Origin of the sequence: Brevundimonas vesicularis (assembly GCF_027105095.1) — a bacterium.
GTDB lineage: Bacteria > Pseudomonadota > Alphaproteobacteria > Caulobacterales > Caulobacteraceae > Brevundimonas > Brevundimonas vesicularis_E.
In genome coordinates, this window is sequence record NZ_CP114278.1 from 1,843,275 (window position 1) to 1,866,429 (window position 23,155).

25 protein-coding genes and 3 pseudogenes are annotated in these 23,155 nt (G+C 64.5%); 13 read left to right on the forward strand and 15 right to left on the reverse strand.

From position 1 onward, the window contains the following. The first annotated feature begins 13 nt into the window (after positions 1 to 13). Positions 14 to 1,336 carry a ComEC/Rec2 family competence protein gene (locus O2K97_RS09125; RefSeq protein WP_269219014.1) on the forward strand — a complete coding sequence of 441 codons (1,323 nt, stop codon included), beginning with the start codon at positions 14 to 16 and terminating at the stop codon, positions 1,334 to 1,336. Positions 1,337 to 1,429: 93 nt separating this feature from the next. On the opposite strand, the pseudogene O2K97_RS15725 reads toward O2K97_RS09125, so the two are convergent. From O2K97_RS15725 to O2K97_RS09135, 3 pseudogenes are all read right to left on the reverse strand, one after another. Further along, a pseudogene (locus O2K97_RS15725) lies at positions 1,430 to 1,651 on the reverse strand (peptidase S41); the annotation flags it as partial. 141 nt (positions 1,652 to 1,792) lie between these two features. After that, positions 1,793 to 1,873, reverse strand: a pseudogene (locus tag O2K97_RS15730) (helix-turn-helix domain-containing protein); the annotation flags it as partial. 280 nt (positions 1,874 to 2,153) lie between these two features. Further along, positions 2,154 to 5,297 (reverse strand): annotated as a pseudogene (locus O2K97_RS09135) (error-prone DNA polymerase); the annotation flags it as partial. Positions 5,298 to 5,407: 110 nt separating this feature from the next. Here O2K97_RS09135 and dinB point away from each other — a divergent pair. Both dinB and O2K97_RS09145 read left to right on the forward strand, forming a co-directional pair. Beyond that, entirely contained in the window at positions 5,408 to 6,481 is a 1,074-nt protein-coding gene (dinB, locus tag O2K97_RS09140) for a DNA polymerase IV (protein ID WP_269219015.1), read from the forward strand. After that, positions 6,478 to 7,038, forward strand: coding sequence for an alpha-ketoglutarate-dependent dioxygenase AlkB (locus tag O2K97_RS09145; RefSeq protein ID WP_269219016.1), 561 nt, complete (start codon positions 6,478 to 6,480; stop codon positions 7,036 to 7,038). The genes dinB and O2K97_RS09145 overlap by 4 nt, the downstream gene beginning before the upstream one ends. A gap of 44 nt (positions 7,039 to 7,082) precedes the next feature. Here the strand turns inward: O2K97_RS09145 and O2K97_RS09150 are convergent, their stop codons facing one another. From O2K97_RS09150 to O2K97_RS09170, 5 genes are all read right to left on the reverse strand, one after another. Further along, positions 7,083 to 7,859: an exodeoxyribonuclease III gene (locus O2K97_RS09150; protein WP_269219017.1), complete on the reverse strand. Its 777-nt coding sequence runs from the start codon at positions 7,857 to 7,859 to the stop codon at positions 7,083 to 7,085. 4 nt (positions 7,860 to 7,863) lie between these two features. Next, positions 7,864 to 8,505 carry an arylesterase gene (locus O2K97_RS09155; protein ID WP_269219018.1) on the reverse strand — a complete coding sequence of 214 codons (642 nt, stop codon included), beginning with the start codon at positions 8,503 to 8,505 and terminating at the stop codon, positions 7,864 to 7,866. 140 nt (positions 8,506 to 8,645) lie between these two features. Further along, the gene (locus tag O2K97_RS09160) at positions 8,646 to 9,824 is read right to left on the reverse strand and encodes a zinc-dependent alcohol dehydrogenase (RefSeq protein ID WP_269219019.1); all 1,179 of its coding nucleotides are present in this window, start codon (positions 9,822 to 9,824) and stop codon (positions 8,646 to 8,648) included. 17 nt (positions 9,825 to 9,841) lie between these two features. Further along, positions 9,842 to 10,408: an SRPBCC family protein gene (locus tag O2K97_RS09165; RefSeq protein WP_269219020.1), complete on the reverse strand. Its 567-nt coding sequence runs from the start codon at positions 10,406 to 10,408 to the stop codon at positions 9,842 to 9,844. 33 nt (positions 10,409 to 10,441) lie between these two features. Then, complete coding sequence (locus O2K97_RS09170; RefSeq protein WP_269219021.1) at positions 10,442 to 10,987, reverse strand: hemerythrin domain-containing protein; 546 nt, start codon at positions 10,985 to 10,987, stop codon at positions 10,442 to 10,444. 178 nt (positions 10,988 to 11,165) lie between these two features. Here O2K97_RS09170 and O2K97_RS09175 point away from each other — a divergent pair, with 178 nt between their 5' ends. Next, positions 11,166 to 12,080, forward strand: coding sequence for a manganese catalase family protein (locus O2K97_RS09175; RefSeq protein WP_269219022.1), 915 nt, complete (start codon positions 11,166 to 11,168; stop codon positions 12,078 to 12,080). 43 nt (positions 12,081 to 12,123) lie between these two features. After that, complete coding sequence (locus tag O2K97_RS09180) at positions 12,124 to 12,837, forward strand: Crp/Fnr family transcriptional regulator (protein ID WP_269219023.1); 714 nt, start codon at positions 12,124 to 12,126, stop codon at positions 12,835 to 12,837. A gap of 9 nt (positions 12,838 to 12,846) precedes the next feature. Here the strand turns inward: O2K97_RS09180 and O2K97_RS09185 are convergent, their stop codons facing one another. From O2K97_RS09185 to O2K97_RS09195, 3 genes are read right to left on the reverse strand one after another with little or no spacing between them, the layout of a single operon-like run. Beyond that, complete coding sequence (locus O2K97_RS09185) at positions 12,847 to 13,113, reverse strand: hypothetical protein (RefSeq protein ID WP_269219024.1); 267 nt, start codon at positions 13,111 to 13,113, stop codon at positions 12,847 to 12,849. Beyond that, complete coding sequence (locus O2K97_RS09190; protein WP_269219025.1) at positions 13,110 to 13,715, reverse strand: cysteine hydrolase family protein; 606 nt, start codon at positions 13,713 to 13,715, stop codon at positions 13,110 to 13,112. Before O2K97_RS09190 ends, O2K97_RS09185 begins: the two co-directional genes overlap by 4 nt. Then, a complete protein-coding gene (locus O2K97_RS09195) occupies positions 13,712 to 13,954 on the reverse strand; it encodes a hypothetical protein (protein ID WP_269219026.1) in 243 nt (80 codons plus the stop codon). Before O2K97_RS09195 ends, O2K97_RS09190 begins: the two co-directional genes overlap by 4 nt. 111 nt (positions 13,955 to 14,065) lie before the next feature. On the opposite strand from O2K97_RS09195, the gene O2K97_RS09200 reads away from it, so the two are divergent. Beyond that, positions 14,066 to 14,824: a Crp/Fnr family transcriptional regulator gene (locus O2K97_RS09200; RefSeq protein ID WP_269219027.1), complete on the forward strand. Its 759-nt coding sequence runs from the start codon at positions 14,066 to 14,068 to the stop codon at positions 14,822 to 14,824. 59 nt (positions 14,825 to 14,883) lie between these two features. Here O2K97_RS09200 and O2K97_RS09205 read toward each other — a convergent pair whose 3' ends face one another. Together O2K97_RS09205 and O2K97_RS09210 are read right to left on the reverse strand one after the other, a co-directional pair. Next, positions 14,884 to 15,639 carry a Crp/Fnr family transcriptional regulator gene (locus tag O2K97_RS09205; RefSeq protein ID WP_269219028.1) on the reverse strand — a complete coding sequence of 252 codons (756 nt, stop codon included), beginning with the start codon at positions 15,637 to 15,639 and terminating at the stop codon, positions 14,884 to 14,886. Between the two features lie 91 nt (positions 15,640 to 15,730). Further along, entirely contained in the window at positions 15,731 to 16,030 is a 300-nt protein-coding gene (locus O2K97_RS09210) for a hypothetical protein (protein WP_066551468.1), read from the reverse strand. A 245-nt stretch (positions 16,031 to 16,275) separates the two neighbouring features. Here O2K97_RS09210 and O2K97_RS09215 point away from each other — a divergent pair, with 245 nt between their 5' ends. From O2K97_RS09215 to O2K97_RS09245, 7 genes are read left to right on the forward strand one after another with little or no spacing between them, the layout of a single operon-like run. Then, entirely contained in the window at positions 16,276 to 17,403 is a 1,128-nt protein-coding gene (locus tag O2K97_RS09215; protein ID WP_269219029.1) for a glycosyltransferase, read from the forward strand. Between the two features lie 59 nt (positions 17,404 to 17,462). Beyond that, positions 17,463 to 18,353 carry a glycosyltransferase family 2 protein gene (locus O2K97_RS09220; RefSeq protein WP_419466060.1) on the forward strand — a complete coding sequence of 297 codons (891 nt, stop codon included), beginning with the start codon at positions 17,463 to 17,465 and terminating at the stop codon, positions 18,351 to 18,353. Next, a complete protein-coding gene (locus O2K97_RS09225) occupies positions 18,350 to 19,381 on the forward strand; it encodes a glycosyltransferase (protein ID WP_269219031.1) in 1,032 nt (343 codons plus the stop codon). Before O2K97_RS09220 ends, O2K97_RS09225 begins: the two co-directional genes overlap by 4 nt. A gap of 53 nt (positions 19,382 to 19,434) precedes the next feature. Next, complete coding sequence (locus O2K97_RS09230; protein WP_269219032.1) at positions 19,435 to 20,478, forward strand: acyl-CoA dehydrogenase family protein; 1,044 nt, start codon at positions 19,435 to 19,437, stop codon at positions 20,476 to 20,478. After that, entirely contained in the window at positions 20,472 to 21,179 is a 708-nt protein-coding gene (locus tag O2K97_RS09235; protein WP_269219033.1) for a PIG-L deacetylase family protein, read from the forward strand. Before O2K97_RS09230 ends, O2K97_RS09235 begins: the two co-directional genes overlap by 7 nt. After that, positions 21,172 to 21,753 carry a class I SAM-dependent DNA methyltransferase gene (locus O2K97_RS09240; RefSeq protein WP_269219034.1) on the forward strand — a complete coding sequence of 194 codons (582 nt, stop codon included), beginning with the start codon at positions 21,172 to 21,174 and terminating at the stop codon, positions 21,751 to 21,753. The genes O2K97_RS09235 and O2K97_RS09240 overlap by 8 nt, the downstream gene beginning before the upstream one ends. Further along, entirely contained in the window at positions 21,750 to 22,604 is an 855-nt protein-coding gene (locus O2K97_RS09245) for a glycosyltransferase family 2 protein (protein WP_269219035.1), read from the forward strand. The genes O2K97_RS09240 and O2K97_RS09245 overlap by 4 nt, the downstream gene beginning before the upstream one ends. 139 nt (positions 22,605 to 22,743) lie before the next feature. Here the strand turns inward: O2K97_RS09245 and O2K97_RS09250 are convergent, their stop codons facing one another. Both O2K97_RS09250 and O2K97_RS09255 read right to left on the reverse strand, forming a co-directional pair. After that, positions 22,744 to 22,947 (reverse strand): helix-hairpin-helix domain-containing protein, encoded by a 204-nt coding sequence (locus O2K97_RS09250; RefSeq protein ID WP_269219036.1) that lies wholly within the window; start codon positions 22,945 to 22,947, stop codon positions 22,744 to 22,746. Beyond that, positions 22,944 to 23,153 carry a hypothetical protein gene (locus O2K97_RS09255; protein WP_269219037.1) on the reverse strand — a complete coding sequence of 70 codons (210 nt, stop codon included), beginning with the start codon at positions 23,151 to 23,153 and terminating at the stop codon, positions 22,944 to 22,946. The genes O2K97_RS09250 and O2K97_RS09255 overlap by 4 nt, the downstream gene beginning before the upstream one ends. Positions 23,154 to 23,155 lie beyond the last annotated feature (2 nt).

The window sequence follows — 23,155 nt, forward strand, 5'->3', positions numbered from 1 at the left end:
GGTCGTGCGGGCGTTGACGCCCCAATCCCAAATCTCCGCAACAAGGCGCGATGAAGCGACCTTCGAGGCCAAGATGACACTTAGACCCGTTTTAGCCGTCGCCGCTCTTTTCGTGGGCTTCGCCGTCCCAGCCTGGGCGCAAGCCATCGATCCCGCTATCGGCGCACCGCTGCGCCCATGGCGGAAGGGCGAGATGGACATTCACCACATCAATACGGGGCGGGGGGAGGCGCAACTGCTGATCCTGCCCGACGGCACGAGCCTTCTTGTCGATATGAGCGGCAAGACCGTGGAACGGCCGCCGTTCTCGCTGCCGACACGGCCGGACAGTTCTCGCCCTCCAGGTGAATGGGTGGCGCGTTATGTGCGGCGCGTCCTGCCGCAGTCTGCGCAAGGCATCGACTATGCATTGATCAGCCACTTCCACGGCGACCACATGGGCGCGATCGTTGAGAATTCCCCCTGGGCGGCCAATGGCACCTATCGGCTGAGTGGCATCACGGAAGTCGCGGAGCATCTGCCGATCGCAAAGGTGATCGACCGCGCTTGGCCCGACTACGACTATCCGAGGCCGATTTCGGACCGCACGATGACCAACTACCGCACCTTCCTGGCGTGGCAGGCCGAACACAATCATCTTCAAGTGGAGCGATTCCAGCCCGGGCGCGCTAATCAACTGATCCTGGTGCACGACGCCGACGCCTATCCCCAATTCCAGATCCGGAACCTATACGCAAACGGGGTGCTCTGGACCGGACAGGGCGAGGCAACACGCGCTTTGTTCCCTGCCTTTGAGACCTGGCCTGAAGACGACCAGCCGGACGAGAACAAATTCAGCATCGCGTTTCGCGTCAGCTACGGTCCGTTCGACTATTTCACTGGCGGCGACCTGTCTTCGATCAATGAGGAGACAGCGGTCACCCCGCCTGCCTGGGGGGATGTGGAGCCCTTGGTCGGCCAGGCTACTGGGCCGGTCGACGCCATGAAGGCGAACCATCATGGCAGCTGGGATTCCAACAGTATTCCATTTCTGGCGGCGCTTCGTCCCCGGGTGATCGTCATCGGGTCTCGGGCCGACGGGCATCCGTCGGTGAACACCTGGAAACGAATGACCTCGGAACGGGTCTGGCCAGGACAACGCGACATCTTCGTCACCAATGTCTCGCAGGCGACCGCCACAACGACCTACGGCGTAGCGGAGACGGCAAAGAGCACTCAGGGCCACGTGGTTATCCGCGTCACTGAAGGCGGCGACAGCTTTCGCGTCTTCGTGCTGGACGACGCCACTGAAGATATGACGGTGAAGGCCGTTTTTGGTCCCTATCAGAGCTGGTGATCAAGCGGCTCGGTCATTCCCGCCAAATGACGCCAGGTCGGAGGCAGGTCCCGCCATTCTCCAAGCCAGCTTGGCGCGAACCGGTCGGCTTGATCAGGTTAGCGCCGCTTCCATCACCGGATCGCGCCCTCTTGCGATCGCCTGGGCCGGGCGCGGGATGGTGATGTCCGGCTGAACGCCTGTATCCGGCTGGGGTTGTTGCGGGAATGTACCGATCAGCGGCAGGTCGACTTCAAGGCCGGTGGCAGGTAGCCGCAGGAAGTAGAAGGCGCCGCCGTTTATGCCGCGCCGATTGCCGCCTGTGGTCTCGCCCACGGCTTCGCGTTGCTTGTCGTTGAGGTTCGACCACGCTCGGATCAAACAAGCTGTTCCAGGAGGTTCGCCACGACGTTCGCCCAAAAGCTCGGCGACATCGCACGTCAACGCGTCCGCAGCGAGCATCAGTTTCGATGAAGCGATACGATTTGACCCGGTTTCATACTTTTGGATCTGCTGAACGCTGACGCCAATCGCTGCCCCCAGCCGACGCTGCGTCATACCCACAGCTTCACGGCGGTCGCCGATAGCCTTGCCTATCGCGACGTCCAGTCGTTTTCATAATCGCTCATAAGCCGGAGTAACGGCCCGAGGCCGCGTCAGCGCAAGAACTGTGTCGCAGAGCTGGCGGGCCGCAACCTCCTGTGACCACGGTCACCTTCAATCCGCTCACCGAAAATCCCGGGTCTTCGGACGGATCGTGTCGAGATGGAGATCGGGAATGTAGATGTCCCGGACCTTGATTGCGCGAGGGGGCGCGTCGCGCGCATCCGGCGACCCGCCGCGATGGAATTCGTCGCCGCGCCCGTGGGGCAGGGGAAAGGCCTCGCCCCGGTCGCCGACTGAGGCGAGCAGGGCCGATGCGTCGTGAAGTCGGGTCGCGACGATGTGGACGACGTCGCCCTCCCGCTGAACCTTGCCGTCGACGACCAGCATGGAGGCCGACAGGACGATGCGGCGCTGCTGTTCGTAGAGGCTGGGCCAGATGACCAGATTGGCCACGCCGGTCTCGTCCTCGATGGTGATGAACATGACCCCCTTGGCGCTGCCGGGCTTCTGTCGCACCAGGACGAGGCCCGCGACGCGCGTCAGCCGGCCGTCGCGCATGGCCGTCCCATCCGCGCAGGTCATGACGTGCCGGGCCTGCAGATCGTCGCGCAGGAAGGTCAGCGGATGGTCGCGCAGGGTCAGGCGGACAGGCTGTAGTCCTCGACCACCTCCCGTCCGGGCGTCATCGGTTTCAGGCCCGGATCGGGCTCCAGGATTTCCGGTTTGTGGTCGTGGGCGTCGGCGGTGGCGAACAGGGGGAGGGGGTCGTCCCGTAGCCCCTTGATGGCCCACAGCGCGTCGCGGCGGTCCAGGTGCAGATCCGGCCTGAAGGCATCCGCCTCCGCCAGGCGGACAAGGCTGGCGACCTGGACGCCGGCACGCCGCCACAGGTCGTCGACGGAGCGGAAGGCGCCGTCCGTTCGCGCCGCCAGGATGCGGGCGGCGTCGCCATTCACCAGGCCGCGCACCATGCGAAGGCCGAGGCGGACGGCAAAGCGTCCGTCCTTGCCTGCCGGCTCCAGGGTGCAGTCCCAGCGGCTGGCGTTGATGCAGACGGGCCGGATCTCAACGCCATGCCGCTGGGCGTCCCGGACGATCTGCGGCGGCGCATAGAAGCCCATGGGCTGGGCATTCAGCAGCGCGGCGCAGAAGACATCCGGGTGATGGCATTTGAGCCAGGAGGAGGCATAGGCGATCAGGGCGAAGGAGGCCGCATGGCTTTCCGGAAAGCCGTAGGAGCCAAACCCTTCGAGCTGGCTGAAGGTCTTCTCGGCGAAAGCGGCGTCATAGCCGCGCTCAACCATGCCGCTGATCAGCTTGTCCTTGAAGTGGCTGACCCCGCCGGTGAACTTGAACGTCGCCATGGCCCGGCGGAGCTGGTCGGCCTCCGAAGCGGTGAAGCCGGCGCATTCGATCGCGACCCGCATGGCCTGTTCCTGGAACAGGGGCACGCCCCAGGTCTTGCCCAGCACCTTCTCCAGCTCGGGCTTGGGATAGACGACATCCTCCTTGCCCTCTCTGCGGCGCAGATAGGGATCGACCATATCGCCCTGGATCGGGCCGGGGCGGACGATGGCGACCTCAATGACCAGATCGTAGAATGTGCGGGGCTTGATGCGCGGGAGCATGGCCATCTGGGCCCGGCTCTCGATCTGAAAAACCCCGAGCGTGTCGGCCTTGCGGATCATCGCATAGGTCCTGGGGTCCTCGGCCGGGATAGTGGCGAGGTCGAGCGCGATCCCCTTATTCTCGGCCAGCAGGTCGAAGCCGCGCTTCATGCAGCTGAGCATGCCGAAGGGCCAGCACATCGACCTTCATGAACTTGAGGATGTCGATGTCGTCCTTGTCCCATTCAATGACCTGGCGATCCTTCATCGCCGCCGGCTCGATCGGGACCAGGTCGTCCAGACGGTCGTGGGTCAGGACGAAGCCCCCGGGGTGTTGGCTGAGATGGCGCGGGGCGCCGATCAGCTGGCGCGACAGCTCCAGCGCCAGGCGAAGCCGCCGGTCCTCCAGATTGAGGTTGAGGTCCGCGACATGCTTGTCCTCGACGCCCTCGCTGGAATAGCTCCAGACCTGGGACGACAGGGTCTTAATCAGGTCCTCGCTGAGCCCCAGCGCGTTGCCGACGTCGCGCAGGGCGCCGCGCGCGCGATAGCGGGTGACGACGGCGCAGAGGGCCGCATGGTTGCGGCCGTAGGTCTCGAAGATCCACTGCATGACGACCTCGCGCCGCTCGTGCTCGAAATCGACATCGATGTCCGGGGGCTCGCGGCGCTCCTGGCTGACGAAGCGCTCGAACAGCAGATCATTGCGGCCCGGGTCGATCGAGGTGATGCCCAGCACGTAACAGACGGCGGAATTGGCGGCCGAACCACGACCCTGACACAGGATGTCCCGGCTGCGGGCGAAGCGAACGATCGAATGGACCGTCAGGAAATAGGGGGCGTAGTCGAGCTGGCCGATCAGATCGAGTTCGTGCCGAAGCGTCTTGCGCACGCTGTCCGGCAACCCTATCCGGATAGCGATCGGCGGCCCCGGCCCAGGTCAGCTGTTCCAGCGTCTGCTGCGGCGTCATGCCCGGGGTCGAGACCTCGTCGGGATATTGATAGGCCAGTTCATCGAGGGAGAAGCGGCACCGGTCGGCGATCTCGACCGAGCGGGCCAGGGCCTCGGGATAGGCCTTGAACAGGCGGTGCATCTCGTGGGGCGGCTTCAGATAGCAATCTGCATGGCGCTCGCGCCGAAAGCCTAGCTCGTCGATCGTGCAGCCGTGCCTCACGCATGTGACCACGTCCTGGAACAGGCGTTGGTCCGGGTGGTGAAAGAGGACGTCGTTGGTCACGACGGTCGGCACGCCCGCCTGGACGGCGAGATTCGACAGGTCGTGCAGCCGCAGCGCATCTCCTGGGCGTCGCCGCAGCGTTAGGGCGAGATAGGCGCCCGCAGGAAAGGTCGCCTTCAGCCGTCGCAGATTGGCGGCGCAAGCCTCGTCCGCCTCGTCCGGGACCAGGATGGCGATCAGGCCCTCCGACCAGTCTTTCAGGTCCGACCAGTCGAGGTGGCATTTGGCCTTGCCGGCGCGTCGCTTGCCCAGGGAGAGCAGGCGCGTCAGTCGGGAATAGGCGGGCCGGTCGGTCGGATAGACGAGCACGCCTGTCCCATCGATCAGATCAAGCCGGCAGCCGACGATCAGCCGCACGCCGGAGGCCTTGGCCGCCTCATGGGCGCGCACGATCCCCGCTAGCGAGTTGCGATCGACGATGGCCAGGGCGTCCAGCCCGCACAGGCGGGCCTGTTCGAACAGCAGCTCGCAACTGCTGGCGCCGCGCAGGAAGGAGAAGTGCGAAGTGGCTTGAAGCTCGACGTAAGACATAGGGATTGAGCGGCTGTTCGACCTCCCCGACAGCACTCCGGCGAGCCGAATGGCAAGCGTCGCCGTGGACAAAGGTTTTCTTTTTGTTCTGGTCTTGATATGCATGGCGGATGTCTGGCGTCGCCACCCGCAAGATCGTCCATGTGGACATGGACGCCTTCTTCGCCTCGGTCGAACAGCGAGATGATCCCGCCTTGCGAGGGCGGCCCGTGGCGATCGGTCATGCGGCGGCGCGCGGCGTGGTCGCGGCCGCCAGCTACGAGGCGCGGCGGTTCGGGGTGCGATCGGCCATGCCCTCGACAACAGCCCAGCGGAAGTGTCCGGACCTCGTCTTCGTCCCGCCGCGCTTCGAGGTCTATCGCGCCGTGTCGGCGCAGATCCATGCGATCTTTGCGGACTACACCGACCTGATCGAACCCCTGTCGCTGGACGAGGCCTATCTCTATGTGACTTCAGATCGGCGCGGCCTGGGGACCGCCTCGGCGACGGTGGAGGAAATCCGGCGGCGTATCCTCGAGGAGACCGGCCTGACGGCTTCGGCAGGCGTTTCGTACAACAAATTCCTGGCCAAGCTGGCGTCGGACCAGAACAAGCCGAACGGCCAGTTCGTTGTGGCGCCAGGGCGCGGCGAGGCCTTCGTCGAGGATTTGCCGGTCCAGCGCTTCCACGGTGTGGGGCCGGTGACGGCCGCCAAGATGGAAGGGCTGGGGATCCGCACCGGCGCAGACTTGCGGCGTCAATCCCTGGCCTTTCTTCAGCATCATTTCGGCAAGTCCGGGCCCTGGTACCACGCCATCGCCCGCGGGCGGGACGACCGAGCGGTCAATCCGGACCGGACTCGCAAATCGAGCGGGTCGGAGACGACCTTCGCCTCCGACCTGACCGATCCGGACGCGATCGAAGCCGGTGTGGCAGCCATGGCTGACGATGTCTGGGCCTGGTGCGAGAAGACCGGAAGTCGGGGACGGACGGTCACCGTCAAGGTCAAATGGGCGGACTTCCAGCAATCGACGCGAAGCCGGTCCCAGTCCGAGCCCGTGGCCTCCCGCCAGGCCCTGCACGAGCTCAGTCGGGTGCTGGTCCGGTCCCTCTACCCGCCAAGCCGGGGCGTGCGCCTGGTCGGGGTAAGCCTGTCCAATCTGCAGACGACCGGCGCTGCGGCGAACCAATTGGTCCTGTCGTGACCGAACTATCGCAGATCGACCTGTTCGGCGATGCACCCGCGCGCACGCCCGTGGTGGCGGGCTTTGACTATTGGGCGGACGTCCTGTCGGCGCCCGAACAGGCCGCGCTAGCCGCCGCGCTCCAGACTCTGGCGTTCAAACCCTATGAACATCTGGGCTACCTGGGTCATCGCCGGATCGCCGCCTTCGACCGCGGGGGCGATGGCGCGGGGTGGCCGGCGTTTTTCTCGACCTTGATGGCGCGCTTGGCGGGTCGCCTCGATCTGGACGGCGCGGCCTTTGTCCAGGTTCTGATCAATGAATATGCGCCGGGCGCCGGCATCGGCTGGCATCGCGACCGCCCCGTCTACAGCGAGATCCTGGGCCTGTCCCTCCTCGCGCCCTGCGTCATGCGGCTGCGCCGTCGTCAGGGGGCGGGCTTTCTGCGCCGAAATGCGCCGCTGGCGTGCGGCTCGGCCTATCGGTTGTCGGGGGAGGCGCGCGCGGACTGGGAGCATTCGATCACGCCGATGACGGCCTTGCGCTATTCCATCACCTTCCGGACCCTGGCCGCCTGACGTTCAATGGCGCGGCCGGCTGGCATGGAAGGATCCGGATCGGCTTAGTCCGCGAGGTCGATCCAGGCCGGCGCATGGTCGCTGGCGCCCTCGACGCCGCGGACCGCGCGATCGACCCCGGCATCGGTCAGGCGTTCGGCTGCAAGCCCGTTGAGCAGCAGGTGGTCGATCCGCAGACCGGCGTCGCGCGACCAGGCCTCCCGGAAATAGGACCAGAAGGTCCAGGGCGGGGGATCGTGCGGGAAGCGCTCGCGCAGGGCGTCGGTCCAGCCCTGGTCGAGCAGGCTCTGGAAGGCGGCGCGGCTCTCGGGTCGGAGCAGGGCGTCGGTCTTCCAAGAGCGCGTATTGTAGATGTCGGCGTCGGTCGGGACGACATTGTAGTCGCCGCAGAGAACGACCGGCGCCTCGGTCGAATAAAGCGACGCCGCGTGAGCGGTGAGCCGTCGGGCCCAGGCCAGCTTATAATCGAACTTGGGCCCGGGCCTGGGATTGCCGTTGGGCAGATAGAGGCAGCCGATCAGCACGCCGTTCACCGCCGCCTCGATATAACGGGCCTGGCGGTCGTCGGCGTCGCCATGCAGCCGGCGTCGGGTCACGACCGGCGCGCCGATCCGACTGAGGATGGCGACGCCGTTCCAGCGCGGTTCGCCGACCCAGACCGCGCTATAGCCGGCCGCCTCGAGCTCGGCGGCCGGGAACTGCGTGTCGGCCGCCTTCAGTTCCTGCAGGCAGACCACGTCCGGCTGGGCCCGTTTCAGCCAGCCGAGTAGGTTGGGCAGGCGACGATTGACGCCGTTGATGTTGAAGGTGGCGATCCGCATCCCGTCATCGCGTCCGCAGGGCCGCCAGGGCGGATCGCACATGGGGGGCGAGGGCGTCGGCCATCTTGCCCACGCCGGCGGCGTTGGGATGGATCCGGTCCGGCAAGACATAGGCTGGGTGCAACGCGACACCGTCCATCAGGAACGGCATCAGGGGCACGTTCGCTGCGCGAGCGACCTCGGTGTAGACGGCATCGAAGGCCCAGGCGTAGGCGCCGAACCAGGGCGGCGCGCGCATCCCGATCAGCAGAACGGGGATCTCTCGCCTCCGGAGTCTGTCGATGATCGACAGCAGATTGTCCCTGACGTGATCGGTCGGGACCAGCCGCATCATGTCGTTGGCGCCCAAGGCGACGACGCAAAGATCCGTTTGCGCCGGCACGTCCCGATCGAGCCTTTGCAAGCCGTCCGCCGTCGTGTCGCCGGACACGCCCGCGCCGATGACGCGAACCAAAGGCGTTTCGCTCGCCAGTCGCGCCGCAAGTTGGCGCGGCAAGCTTTCAGCCGACTTCAGGCCGTAGCCTGCGGTCAGCGAGTCGCCGAGAAGCGTTACGACACGCTCAGCATTGCCCATGGCGCTCCTGTCAGCGTCCGATGACAGGCAGGCCGAAACCGGATCTTGGGCGGTCGGAGTGCAGCGGGTCATGCTTCATGTCCTACCCAAAGTCTGGCCGAACCTGTCCTGTTCCTCTCAGGTCGTTTGAAAACAATCCCGAACTCCGGCCGTGGTGGGCTCGTCTGGCTGTCGATCGTCCACGGCAGTAAGGCTTTAAAGAAGGCCGTTGATCAGCCGTGCGGCTTCAGTACGACCTTCGTCCATTCGTTCGGATTGTCGTGGAAGTTCTTGTAAGCTTCTGGCGCCTGCTCCAGGGGCAGGCGGTGGCTGATCAGATCCGTCGTGTCGATCTTTCCTTCCATCACCAGTTCAAGGAGCTGCGGCAGATATTTCTGCACATGGGTCTGGCCGGTCTTGATCGTCAGACCCTTCTGCATGAGGGCGCCGATCGGCAGCTTGTCGCCGATTCCGCCATACACGCCGGGGATCGACACGCGGCCGCCCTTGCGACACGCCATGATCGTCTCGCGCAGGACATGTTGGCGATCCGTGCCCAGCTTCGTTTCCTGCTTCACCGCATCGATGATGTTGTCGGGCGAAAAGCCATGCGCCTCCATACCGACCGCGTCGATGCAGGCGTCCGGCCCAATGCCGGCGGTCATCTCCATCAGGGCTTCACGAACCTTGACCTCATGATAGTTGAGGACTTCCGCGCCGTTCGCCTTGGCGAGCTCCAGTCGGCGTGGATGATGGTCGATGGCGATGATGCGACCGGCGCCCATCAATCTGGCGCTCTTGATGGCGAATAGGCCGACGGGGCCACAGCCCCAGATCGCCACCGTGTCGCCGGGTTCGATCTCAGCGTTCTCGGCCGCCATCCAACCCGTGGGAAAGATGTCGGACAGGAACAGGACCCGCTCATCCTCGATTCCGTCCGGCACCACGATCGGGCCGACGTCGGAATAGGGGACGCGGACATATTCCGCCTGACCGCCCGCATAGCCGCCGGTCAGGTGTGAATAGCCGAACAGGCCGGCAGCCGGGTAACCGTAGGCGATCTCGGATGCGTCAGACTTGTCGGCGGGATTTGAGTTGTCGCAGGCCGAGAACTGCTGCTTGCCGCAATGGAAACACGAGCCGCAGGCGATCACGAAGGGGACGACGACCTTCTGGCCAACCTGAAGGCTCGTGTTGCCCCGGCCGATCTCGACGACCTCGCCCATGAACTCATGGCCGAGGATGTCGCCATTGGACATGCCGGGGATCACGCTGTCGTAGAGGTGCAGGTCTGATCCGCAGATAGCGGTCGCCGTAATCTTGATGATCGCATCGCGGGGATTGACGATCTGAGGATCGGGGACCGTGTCCACCTGAACATTGTGTTTGCCGTGCCAAGTCAGGGCGCGCATGGGAATTCCTTCCTGGATCAGAAATGACGGTCGGCGCGCGGCGCCGCGTCGGGAGCCTTGGACGTCGAGATTTCGCCCGTCTCCATCAGCTGTTTGAAACGTCGCAGCTCGCGCCGGGCCTGGACCCGGGGCTCGCGCTGCATCACCTTCGCGACCAGTTTACCGACGGCGCCCGCCGGCGGGTCGTAGCTGATCAGGACACGGACCTCGGTGCCTCGGCCGAAGGCGTTGTCGCGAAACTCGATCCAGCCCTCGTGATCGACGTCGCTGTCTTCGGTGGAGCGCCAAGCGATGTATTCACCGGGACGATCTTCGGTGATCTCGCTGACGAGTTCGATTTCCGCACCGGCGGGGCCTGCGACGGTCCAGCTGGACCGAACGTCATCGAGAAGATCGACAGACTTCACATTTTCCATGAAGCGAGGCAGGTTTCTGAAATCGCGCCAGTAGTCATAAAGTTGCTGGCGAGGCCGGTTGATCATAACGGCGCGGACGCTGGTGGAGTCGTAGGCGCCTTCCACATAGTCGTCGTCATGGAAGGCTGGTGACTGGACGTCGGCGTCTGTCGAAAGGGGGGCGGACATCGTCGATGCCTCCTTGTTGTTGGACGGTCGGGATCAGGCGGCTTGAGACTGGGGCGCGCCGGCGTAGCGTTCGAACTCTTCGGCGTAACGCAAGGCTAGACGGACCTGGTGGTCGCCCTTGGCCTTGAGCGTCAGGAACCAATCGCTTTCTTCCTCGAACATATGGGTGAGCACGGCGCCTTCGATGTGGGCCCACTTGTCCAGCCAGGCGGGCTTTGAGGGCGCGATGTTTTCAAGCTCCGCCATCTGAGCCTTCGTGGTCGTCTGCTCGAGGTAGGCGTGGGCTGCGTGCATCTTTTCGCCGGCCTGACCGAGGGCCGGATAAAGAACGAGTTCTTCAGCCAGCGCATGGCCGTTCAGCACGACGGCGAGCGCATCGCGAGCGGCGTTTCTTTCGACGGCGGTCTTGGCCGTTCGGCCGGAAGCGAAAGCGGCGCGGATAGCGTCGTGATGATCGAGCACCAGCGAAAGCCAGTCTCCAGCCTTGGAGGCGGCGCGGGCCTTTTCCGTCGCCGCCTTGCGCGTCTCGTTGTCAGGCTGCGCGGTGACGGCGGAGAGCGCCTTGTCGATGAGGGACATCAAACCTCCCGTGAAAGAAGGTTCAAGAGCTGCTCGGAGATGTCCGTTCCGACTGTCCAATAACGGGCACAACCGCTGTCCGTGCGCGAGAGTAGAATGATTCAAGGTCCGAAAACCGACCTTCGGAACAGCACGCGGAATGGCCCGGTTAGCTCGGCTTCAACCCAAGGAGCCAACCATGTTCATGCACAACAAGCGCCTGATGTATACGGTCAGGGTATCCGAACCGAACCCGGGTCTCGCCACCCTGATGCTTGAGCAATTCGGAGGGCCGCAGGGCGAGCTCGCCGCCGCCATGCGCTACTTCACCCAGGCTTTGGCGGATGAAGATCCGGGCCGCAAAGACATGCTGCTCGACATCGCCACGGAAGAGTTGAGCCACCTCGAGGTTATCGGCTCGATCGTGTCCATGCTGAACAGGGGGGTCAAGGGCCAGTTGGCGGAAGCCGCGATGGAGGAGGCCGATCTCTACGCCTCGCTGAACAGCGGTGGTGAGAGCCATACGACCTCCATTCTCTATGGCGGCGCGCCTGCCCTGATCAATTCCGCCGGTGTCCCGTGGACCGCCGCCTACATCGACTCGATCGGCGATCCCGCCTGCGACCTACGCTCCAACATCGCCGCCGAGTCCCGTGCCAAGATCGTCTATGAACGTCTGATCAACTGCACGGACGATCCCGGCGTGAAGGACGCGTTGAACTTCCTGATGACGCGCGAAGTTGCGCATCAGAAGTCCTTCGAAAAGGCCCTCTACGCCATCGAGCCGAACTTCCCGGCGGGCAAATTGGTCGGCCTGCCCGCCTTCGCTGACAAATACTACGACATGTCCCAAGGGGAGGGCGATGTCCGCGGACCTTGGAATGAGGGGGAGCAATGGGAATTCATCGACGACCGTGAACAGCAGGGCGCCGTGGACGGCGGCGACGGCTCCGCCAGCGTCTCACTGGGCGAACTGGACGCCGCCGCTGTCCAGGCCTTTGCCGCCCGGACAGCCTCTGACCCCGACAGCAATCCTGTGACCGGCGCTGATCTAGGGGCGGGACCTGGGGCAGGGACCACGACCGCACTGATCGAGGACGAAGGCGTCAGTTAACCCATGTAAGTGCGCGACGCCCGGAAAGTCGCAGGATGCGTCTATGCTCGATCCTGCGACACCGTCCGGCGAAACCTCGCCATGTCTAGAGCCGCGCGAGGAAATTCTTTCATTGTGGCGGGCGTTCGATGCGCTCTCCTTCGAAAGTCGCAGTCGTGCGCTGCGCCTTGGAGAGATCATTCCCGTCGTGTCGGGCGGACTTTATCGTCCGGATGGCGAGATCGCTGTCGTTCTCGACGGTTGTCTTCTTCTCGATGACGGGAAACGAGGAACCCATTGCGGCGTCGCTGCGGCGGGCGACCTGATCGACATCGCAGGGGGAAGCCCAGGGCTCTGGCTGTCGAACGGCTTGGTGTACCGGGCGCCCGTGGCGGCCTTCTGCCGGGAAGCGGGTGAGGAAGGCGTTCAATTTCTGCTTTCAGGCGGCGTCAAGCGATTGAGGGCGATGGAGACGCGTTTGAGGTGCGCCATGTCGCATGGGTCGATCTCTCGCGTCGCCAGCTTTCTTCTGGATATTCATCGCGCTACCGGCAGCTTCGAGATCGCGCTGTCGCAATCGAATATCGGAGCGTTGCTGAGCCTGCGTCGATCCAGCATCAATCAGGCGTGTCAGAGCCTTCGCGCCGCCGGCGCCCTACGCACCGTGCGAGGACGAATCCTTTTGAAGGATGAGGCCGTTCTCGCGAGCGTGGCCTGCTGTCACTATCGTCCGCAGTCTCCAGCGTTCGCCGAAGCCATCGCGGCCGAGGCGGCCTAGATCAGCCCGTCACCGGTCTCGGACCGGTGCGCCGAATACATGGATGCCGGCATAGACGAGCTTTGCGATCAAGTCGGGCGAAAGGAGCGACGGGGCTGAATCGACGTCGGCGATCCACCGACCATCGCACCACAGGGCGACAGCCTGACCCACCGCTTTTGCGCGCTGAGACGCCTGGGCCATGGCGTCAGCCATATCGTTTGAGATCAGGGTCTCAGGCTCTCCGCCATCACGGTAGCGGATCTGATAGCGCAGAACAGGAGGATGGACGGTCATGCCACCCAGGCCTCCAGCACCTCTCGGCATTCGGCAGTTTCGACCTGGAGACTGAAGCGGTCGCTGTAGAGCGCCAAAAGGTGATCGTGAGGCTGATCAGCCGAACTGCAGACCCCATCGCTGACCACCACGATGCGATAGCCCAGATCGATGGCTCCGAGCACGGTCGAGAGAACGCAAACGTCAGTTTCCGCCCCCGTTACGACGAGCGTATCGACACCCTGATCTTTGAACGCCTTGTGGAGGCGTGTGCCTGACCAGGCGGAATAGACCGTCTTGTCGATGATCTGGGCGGGCGGCGCGAACCGCTGAAGCGGAAGCGCCAGATCCAACATCGCCGGATCAAGAGCGTTCTTCGTCATGGTCGACCAACGCCGCCAATAGTCGCGCCAGGTGCCTTCCGCCTCATCGGGCGTTGCGGCGGGGATGAATCGGGTGAACCACAGCTTTTCAGGCCTTGCAGCGCATAGCGTCTCGATGGCCGGAAGCGTTTTGGCTGCCCAGGGCGTATGCCACTCGGTCCCTTCCACGAACATGCGCTGCATGTCGATGCAAAGGTGCGCCGCTGTTTCCGGAATGCGCGTCTTCAGGCCGCGTGTCACGGCCTGAGCCCCGGCGTCTCTTCGCCCAGGTGGTGTTCGGTCTCGCCTTGCTCGACTTCAGTGCGGGAGAAGACCTCCTCCTGGCCCACGTCGAGTATTTCGTCCTCGGGACCACCTAGACCGCCCTGCGCCAAGCCGCGCGTATGATCAATCTTGTCCCTGTGTGGCGTATGTCGGGTCATGTCGCCTTCTCGCCGGATCAAAAGACAACCAATCCTGGTGCGTCCGTTGAGTTTCATAGGTCCGATTTTGGACAGGCTTCTAGCCTGTCGAGAGTACCCCCGAAGGCGCGTCGGACAGCCCTTTACATGGGTTAGTGCAGGCATGCCGGGTTTGGGGGAACGCGGGGCATGGATGAGGACCTGCCGCCCCCAAACGATTCGCAATCCGATGCGCCGGGGCGGTTGGGGGAATTCGTCACTCTGTCATCTCGCGAGCGTGCAGCGCTGGCCGGGCTTCTCGAGCCGGTCCAGCATTGGCCTCGCCACCATGTGTTGCGTCATGAGGCGGCTGAACCTTCGCATCTCTATCTGCTGACCCAGGGCTGGGTCGCATCGTCCATCGCGCTTGCATCGGGCAAGCAGCAGATTGTGAAGGTCCATCTTCCGGGCGATCTCCTGGGAGCGCCGAGCTTGTGCCTGACGACAACGGTCGACTGCCTGACCGCCATGACGCCCATCGCTGTGCACGCGATATCGAGGTCCAGGCTGATAGCGACATTTGAGGCCTATCCGCGGATTGCGCTTTCGCTCTTTCTGAGCGCTCAGAAAGAGCGTGTCGCGTTGATGGAAAGTCTGGCCGTGGTTGGTCAGGCGCCCGCACACGTTCGCATCGCCGCCACGCTGACCAATCTGTTCGATCGATTGTCCGAACGCGGCGATGCGCCGGGCGGCATGTTCCATATGCCTTTGACCCAGCGCGATCTCGGCGACCTGATCGGGATCACGCCGGTGCATGTGAACAGAACCCTTCGCGAAATGGATCGCCTGAATCTGATCAAACGGTCCGACCAGACGATTTCGCTGCTCGATGTTGATCGGCTCCGCCGTATCGCTGGGCTGCCTGTCAGGCATCATGTGTCCGGTCCGGACTGGATCGCGAACGACTGACGTCGCGGGCGCCGAGATGTATGCGCCCAGCGGCTGGCGCTAGCCCGCTTTGCACAGACTTACGCCGTCCGCCGCCTCGCGAGAGGCGCGGTGGTTGAGGATTTGGACAGCTTCAGATCGAGATAGGAGGCGTCGAAGGCGACGCGCTCGGTCAGCGCCGTCCAGTCGTCGATCGACACCTGACCATTCCGCCATCGCACCAGGCCCGTGTCGCGAAGGACCTTGAGCGAGCGGTTCACGTGGACGCTCGACATCCCCAGCATGTCCGCTAGGTCCGATTGGGTCAGAGGGCATTCGAAGGTGTGGTCTTGGGCGAGGGCTACGGCTTCCAGACGGAGGTAGAGTTCACAGATCAACTGGCCCAGTCGTGTCCCTGCGTCTCTGCGTCCCAGCGCCACCAGCCACTGCCGGTGGATGGCCGCATCTATCAGCGTTTCAAGCCAAAGCGCCCGCGCAAGGCGAGGGGCGTGTTCCGTCACGCGCCTCAAGTCGGCGTGCTGGACAACCGCAACGGTGACGTCAGACAAGGCTACCAGGCTGTGATCCATCGTTTTCAGAAGAAAGCCATGCAGATCGATGAAGTCCCCGGGAACGCTAATCGCTGTGATCTGACGACCGCCGTCCGCCAGGGTCGAGACTCGGCCGACAAATCCCGAGAGCAGCAGCGTACTGAACGTGGGTCGATTGCCCTCTTCCACCAAGGCTTCACCGGCTGCTGCGCGACGGCGCCCACTTAGGAGGCCTCCAAGCCGTCCGCGATCGTCGTTCGAGAGGTCGCCGAGGCGATGAAGCTTGGCATCGATGAGCGATTCCACGGACGTCATCCTTGCGAACAGAGGCGTCGGGACGCTGCGGCCCTTGTCACAGGATCAACGCGACGTAGCCGAGGACCGGCTCGCATGAGGGTCATCCGTCCTTGGCGCCGAATTCGACGAATGCGGCGCGTATCGTCTGTTCCTCGTCATCGGTTTCTGCAGACACGACGACTTTGACACGGCCGGCGATCGGCACGTCCGACCGAGAGTCGACGCTGGGGCTGTCGCCTTCGACGTCTCCGCCCGAAGGCCTGTCTCCAACCGTGTTCGCCTCGCCTTCAGGAGCGACCTGAATGGCGTCTCGTTCCATGCCATGGGTTTGGACAAGCCGTTCGACCACGAGCTCGGCGTCTCTACGTGTTGCGAATGTGGAGGCGACAAGGTTGGTCATGGTTGGGTCATCTTAGTTCGTCCACTGAACGCGCTGCGTAGTTTATCGCTCCAAAGCTGACCGCTCTCCGCAGCCCTCGCGCGATTGCATCGGATCATCTCGACCAAATGCTCTTGGTTCTGCTGGCTTCAAAAGCCGAACGCCTCCCATCTGCTTGAGACCATTATCGCACACAGGAACGAATAGCCGCGGCATAGCTTTGACCTTCAGGCTTTACGCCATGGACCGATCCGAGGGGGGTCGGGTTGTCGATCACGGCGGTATGGATGCACATCGGCGTCATCGCACATCTCAAATATCCGATCGCAGAACCCTTCGCCGGCGGGCTGGAGATGCATACCCATCTGCTCTGTCGCCAACTGCGGCTGAACGGTCATGACGTCACGCTGTTTGCAGCGACCCTGTCCGACCCCGCGCTCGGTCTGGAGGCGATCTGCGAGCAGACGGAAATCGCCAAGGTCGGGACTGCAGAGGCCGGCGACGTCGCCTTCTTCCGAGAGCATCATGCTTATCTGTCGTTGATGAGCCGGCTTCGACGCAGTTCATTCGACGTCATCCACAACAACAGCCTGCACTATCTGCCGGTCTCGATGGCGGAGACCTTGCCGATGCCGATGGTCACCACCCTCCACACGCCGCCATTTTGCTGGCTGGAGAGCGGTATCCGCGAAGCGAGCGCGCCGTTCGCGCGGTTCGTCGGCGTGTCGGAGGCGATGCGTGAACAATGGAGCCCAGTGCGGCCGATCGATCAGGTCATTCTGAACGGGATCGATCTGGACCGCTTTCCATGGCAGGCACGTCACGACGAACCTGGGCATTTGATCTGGTATGGGCGGATTGTGCCCGAGAAGGGTCTGCATCTGGCGCTGGACGCGGCGGCATTGGCGGGTATTCCGCTGCGTTTCGCGGGTCCGATGCTAGATCAAGCCTATTTCGATGCCGAGATCGCTCCGAGGTTGACGCATAAGACCACCTATCTCGGTCACCTCGATCACGAAGCGCTGTCGAAGGAGATCGGGCACGCGGCCGCCTTCGTCTGCACGCCGTGCTGGGACGAACCCTATGGACTGGTGGTGGCCGAAGCGCTGGCGTGCGGGACGCCCGTCGCCGCTTTCGCGCGTGGCGCCATTCCCGAGATTCTAACCCCCGACTGCGGCGCCCTAGCGCGACCGGACGATGTGCAGGACCTGGCGTGCGCAATCGCCCGTGCGGTCGGCCTGTCTCGGTCGGCCTGCCGCGCGCGCGCCGAGGCGGCCTGCGATGTGCGCCGGATGATCGCCGCCTATGAACGGCTCTATGGCGAGATGATCCAGGCAGCTGCGGCGGGCCAGATGCAGGCCAATGACGCGCTGGAAGATCGGTTGATCGCATGAAAGGCGAACCTGCCTTCTGCGTTTGTGTGCCCGCGCGGAATGAGGAACGGCGTCTTCCCGTGCTGCTGGCCGCCCTGGCCGCGCAGGATCTTCCGGGCAGGATTTCGGTTGCGCTCTGCATCAATAACTCCACGGACGGTTCGCTTCCTCAAGCGCAGGCAGCGGCCGATCGGTGGAAGGATCGACTGGACATCGTCATCGATCTGCAGACCTTCCCAGAGCATCGCGCGCATGCCGGCGCAGCGCGGCGCGCGGTCATGTCCGCCGGTCTCGAGCGTCTCGGAGATCGATCCAATGGCGTTCTGATCTCGACGGATGCCGACACGCGACCGCCGCCGAACTGGCTGTCCGCCAATCTTGCAGCCATCGCAGCAGGAGCGGATCTGGTGGGCGGACGGCTGGAGCTGGATGAGGCGGAAGCGATCTCCACGGATGTCGCGGCTCTGCGCCAGATGTGGGACGCCTACTGGCGCGAAGTTCGCGCGATCGAGGACGAGATCGACCCGTCGCCGCATGATCCGGCGCCTCGCCATGGCGATCACACCGGAGCCAGCCTTGCCATCACGGCGGTGGCCTATGTTTCAGCCGGCGGCGTGCCGGAACAGCCGACGGGCGAGGATCGGGCGCTTGTGATCGCCGCTCAAGCGCAGGGGGCCAGGCTTGTGCATCCCTTGGCGGTGTGGACGCGAGTCTCGGCACGCACCACGGGCCGCGCCGCCGGGGGGATGGCGGAGGATATGACCCGCTTGTTCGATCAGGCGCGGAACGGCGGTCCGATCATGGCGCCGGACTTTTCGCACTGGCGGCAGCGGGCGATGTGGCGCCGGGATCAGCGTCACGACGCGGCGAGCGCCAGGCGGCTGTCGGCATTGGAAACCCAGCTGCCCGCCATGCCGCTCGACATGGATTTACGACGTTGGGCCGACGGCATTGCGAGAGCCGCAGCGTGAGGGCTCCGATCGGATACTATGTCCATCACCAGGGCGACGGCCACCGCCAGCGCGCACTGGAAATCGCCGCCGCTGCGCCCGAGCGATTTGTCCTGCTTGGAACGGGACTGAAAGGGCGAACCGAAGACATCGCCTGCGTGGATCTGGAGGATGACAGGCCCCACGAGGGAGACCTCTTCTCCGGCCGTGACGAGGCGCCTGTCCGGCCCGAGGCGCTGCATTACGCCCCCTATCACCATGCGGGCGTCCGGGCGCGAACCGCCCGGTTCGCCCAGTGGATCAGCGACGCCAAGCCGGCCTTGATGGTGATCGATGTGTCGGTCGAGATGGCGATGCTGGCCCGGCTGTGTGCGACGCCTGTGGTCTATGTCCGTCTCGCGGGGGATCGATCGGACCCGGCGCATCTGGACGCTTTCCGCGGCGCAGAAGTCTTGCTTGCGCCCTTCCATGAGCGGCTGGATGGAATGGGGGCCAGAGAGGTGCGCGACAAGACGCACTACTTCGCCCCCCGGCGCAATTCAGGCCCGAAGCGTGGATCAGGCATCCTGGTCGTTCATGGGCGGGGTGGCGATCCGTTGGATGGCGCCAAGCTGGTGGCGGCTGCAGAAGCTACGCCCGATCAAGTGTGGACCGGGGTCGGGCCGATCGAGCCGCCGCCGATCATGCCGCCGAACCTGAAGCTGGCAGGCTGGATCGACGCTATCGGCGACGAGATCGAAAAGGCGGAGATCATCGTCGGAGGCGCGGGAGACGGCCTGCTGAACGCGGTGATTTCGGCCGACAAACCCTTTGTCTGTCTTCCCGAGCCTCGCGCCTATAATGAGCAGATGGCAAAGGCCGAACGGTTGGCGGCGCTAGGCGCTTCGATCGTCCTGGCGGAGTGGCCGCACGCGCAGGAATGGCCGAGCATCCTTAGGTCAGCACTCTCACTGTCGCCCGCTGATCGGCAGCAGATCAGCGGACAGGGACTTGGCGCCGCCGGACCCTGGCTTGTCGATCTCGCATCAGAGCTTGAGGCACGCCGATGACAGTTATGGAAACACGGCCTACCGCGTCATCGCCTCTCGAACTTGAGGTTAGATTGGCGGCGCTAGGTGCGCGTTACGACGCTGCGCCGCGATATCCCGCCGACAGTCTGACGCTGCTCGCCTCGGAGGGTTGGGGTCGGCGGTTCGCTCCGGTCCAAAGCGGCGGAACGGCCTATGACGATCCAATCCATAAGGCCTTGGCCTTGATGGACGCCCTACGCAGTGTGGGACGGTCGGATCTCAGCGTCGGCCGACTGTTCGAAGGGCACGTCAACGCCCTGGCGCTGTTCGACTGGTATGCGGATCCGGCCCAGAAGGCTTGGCTCGGCAAGGTCCTTGCGCAGGGCGGCTGGTTCGGCGTCTGGGCGACGGAACCGCCGCCCGGCGTTCGTCTGGTCGGCGACCGGCTGCAGGGCACCAAGATGTTCGCGACCGGCGCAGGCGGTCTGGAATATGCGATCATCACCGCCCAGCCGGAACAGGGCGAACGCGAGTTGATCGTCGTGCCGGCGAACGCGCCCGAGAGGGCCGATCTGAGCGGCTGGCGCGTCCGCGGCATGCGCGCGACAACCAGCGGGCGCTATGAGGTGACCGGGTTGACGGTCAATATCGATCAGCGGCTCGGACGTCCCGGAGACTATGATCGCGAACCGCGTTTCACGGCCGGGGCGTGGCGGTTCACGGCGGTGCAGCAGGGCGGCGTCGAAGGCCTGGTCATGGCGATGCGCGACGCGCTGTCCGACGCCGCCCGCGCCGATCCCATCCAGCGCGCGCGCTTCGCCGATGCGGTCGTTGCGATGCGGACGGCCTGGCTCTGGGTCCGCGAAGCCGCGATCCGCGCGGCGTCCGAAGCGCCTGACGCCGAGGATTTCGCGCGCGCCACGCGCGGCGTCGTCGAACGGAGCGCCCTGGATGTCATGGAGTTGGCGGCGCGGTCGGTCGGGACGCGCAGCGCCTTCGACGGCGAGCGCATCGACAAGATCACCCGTGATCTCAGCCTCTACCTTCGACAGGCCGGACCCGACTATGCAAAGGACCAGGCGGCCAAGACCTGGCTGGATCGCGATCTCTGGGGCGAGGGCGACGCCCTATGGTGAGCGAGAAAACCGGCAGGCTGGCGACCCTGGCGCTGGAGCGTTCCCCCTGGCGATCCGCGCGGTGGCTGGTCATTGCCCCGCATGCCGACGACGAGACACTAGGCGCCGGAGCCTTGATCCACCAGGCGGCCAAGGCCGGCCGGTTGGCGGGAGTCGTGATCCTCACCGACGGCGCGGGTTCGCACGACCATCCGGACGCGACCTCCCGTGCGAGGCTTATCCGGACCCGACGCCTGGAGGCGGGGCGCGCCGTTCGACGGTTGGCGGGGGATGCGGCTATAGCGCCCGTGTTTCTGGATTGGCCTGATGCTCAGCCCGCTTCTCCTGGCAGCACGATATTCCAGGCGACCGCGCGTCGTCTCGCCGCCCTGTGCCGTGATCGGCGCGTCGATGCGATCGCCGTCACTGGACCAGACGATCCCCATTGCGATCATCAGGCAGCGGCCCAGCTGGCGCGCCGCGCGGCCCGTATAGCCTGCCGGCCGGTCGCCGTGTTCGATTATGTCGTGTGGGGGGCGGCTCCGCCCGGGTCGAAACTGCGGATCACGACGCGACCTCTAAGGGCCGGCCTCAGAGCGTACGCCTTATCGAGCCATCAAAGTCAGTTGACGCCGATGTTCGGCCAAGGGTTCCGGCTTGAGAAGGAGAGGGGGCTGCGCGCCGCCTCAGACACCCTTTATCGGCGCGACGCCTATGGCTGAACGCTCGCTTCCCGCCGCCTATTTCGAAGGCATCTTCGCCGGGGACGCCGATCCGTGGGGTCTGGCCTCCAGCCCCTATGAGGCGGCCAAGTTCGATCGCACCATCGCCGCCCTGTCGGTGCGGCGAGCGGCTTTTGCGCTCGAGGTCGGTTGTGCGGGCGGCGTCCTGACCGAGCGGCTGAGTGCCGTCTGCGATCATCTGTTGGCGATCGACGTTAGCCCGACCGCCCTGGGGCGAGCGCGCCAGCGTCTGTCGGGGCGGTCGAACGTCCGGTTCGAGGCTGCGGACTTCCCCCGGGAATGTCCGGCTGTTGATGGGCTGGATCTCGTCGTCCTGTCCGAGGTGGCCTATTATTGGAGCCAGGCCGATCTGGACTTTGCGACACAACGCATCGCCGATGGCCTGGTCGAGGGCGGACGCGTGCTTCTGGTGCACTGGACCGGCGAGACCGACTATCCCCAGACCGCCGACGACGCCGTGGAACGCCTCTGGCTTGGATTGTCGGCTGTCATGAAAGTGGATCTCGCCGAGCGGCATCCGAACTATCGGCTGGATTTGTGGAGCCGTCGATGACCACCCTGTCCGCGCTCACGCTGGTTCGTAACCGGCAAGCCCATCTGGACCGATTGGTTGAGGGATTGACGATCAGCGCCTCGCCGCCAGACGAACTGATCGTCATCGACATGAGCGATGCGCCGGTGACGCTGCCGTCGGTGGATTTTCCGGTCCGCGTCGAACGTCTGGCGGGCGACGCCCTGCCTCTGGCCGCCGCCCGAAATCTGGCGGCCGCCTTGGCGTCAGGTGATAGCCTGCTTTTTCTGGATGTGGACTGCATCGTGTCGTCGGCAGTTTGCGGGCGGATGAAGGCTCTGCTCGCCGACAATGACGCCGTCGTCTGTCCAGAAGTGCTCTATCTCCCCGCCGGAGCCGTCCGGCCGGGCCCCCTGTCGGAAACTGATCTGAGAGCGGCCGGGCGCCCCCATCCCGTGCGCCCCTTTCCGCAGAAAGGCGAAAGCCTCGAGCGCAATCCCGGCCTGTTCTGGTCTTTGGCTTTCGCGCTCCGTCGCTCGACCTTCCATCGGATCGGCGGGTTCGACGAGACCTATGTCGGCTACGGCGCCGAAGACACGGACCTGGGGTTTCGCATCGCGCGAGAGGGCCTGCCGCTGCTCTTCGCCGGCCGCGCGCCCGTCTTCCACCAACATCATGACGGCTATGATCCGCCCCTGCAGCATTTTCGCGCGCTGATCGCCAACGCCAAGCGCTTCCACGCCGCCTGGTCGATCTGGCCGATGGACGGTTGGCTGCGGGCGATGGCGGATCTCGGGCTTGTCGACTGGTCGTCGGATGGATTGACCATCCGCCGCGACCCTACGCCGGCTGAAATCGCCGCCGCACGAAAAGATCCTGCAAATCCCTTTTAGGATTGCCGTCTTTCAAAGCGCAGGCTCGCCGTACGTATGAAACTCAACGAGCCGACGCAGTTGAGTGTCCGTCTTCTCTAGTGAGGAAGGGATCTTGATCAGGCGACGACCACGCATTGGACCGTTATTGCGTAGCTGGCTAGGTCGCTGAACTCGTGGATTTGACCGAAACGTGCGCTTCAACGCCGTCAGTCTTGCCGCTCAAACCCGGTACCTCATCGAGCTGGCGAAGGCTGGTGAAACGACCCCTTTCCTCACGATAACGAACGATTTCGAAGCCGTGGCCGCGCAACATCTCAATCCCGTCCAAAGCGTCGGCGCTGGCGATGTTCAGGTCGATCATCTCTCTTCTCCCTCAGCTCTTCCCGCCGGCCGGTGTCCGAGGGCGAAGTCGATGGCTTCTATATCGACCTTCAGCTTCACCAGATCACGGATGCGCTCGGGGTCGCCGGACGTCGCGGCGGCCACGGCGGTTGACCACACTTCGGTCGTCAGCTGCTCGCGGATGGCCAGAAGCTGTGCGGCGACGGCATCGTTATCCTGAATCATCG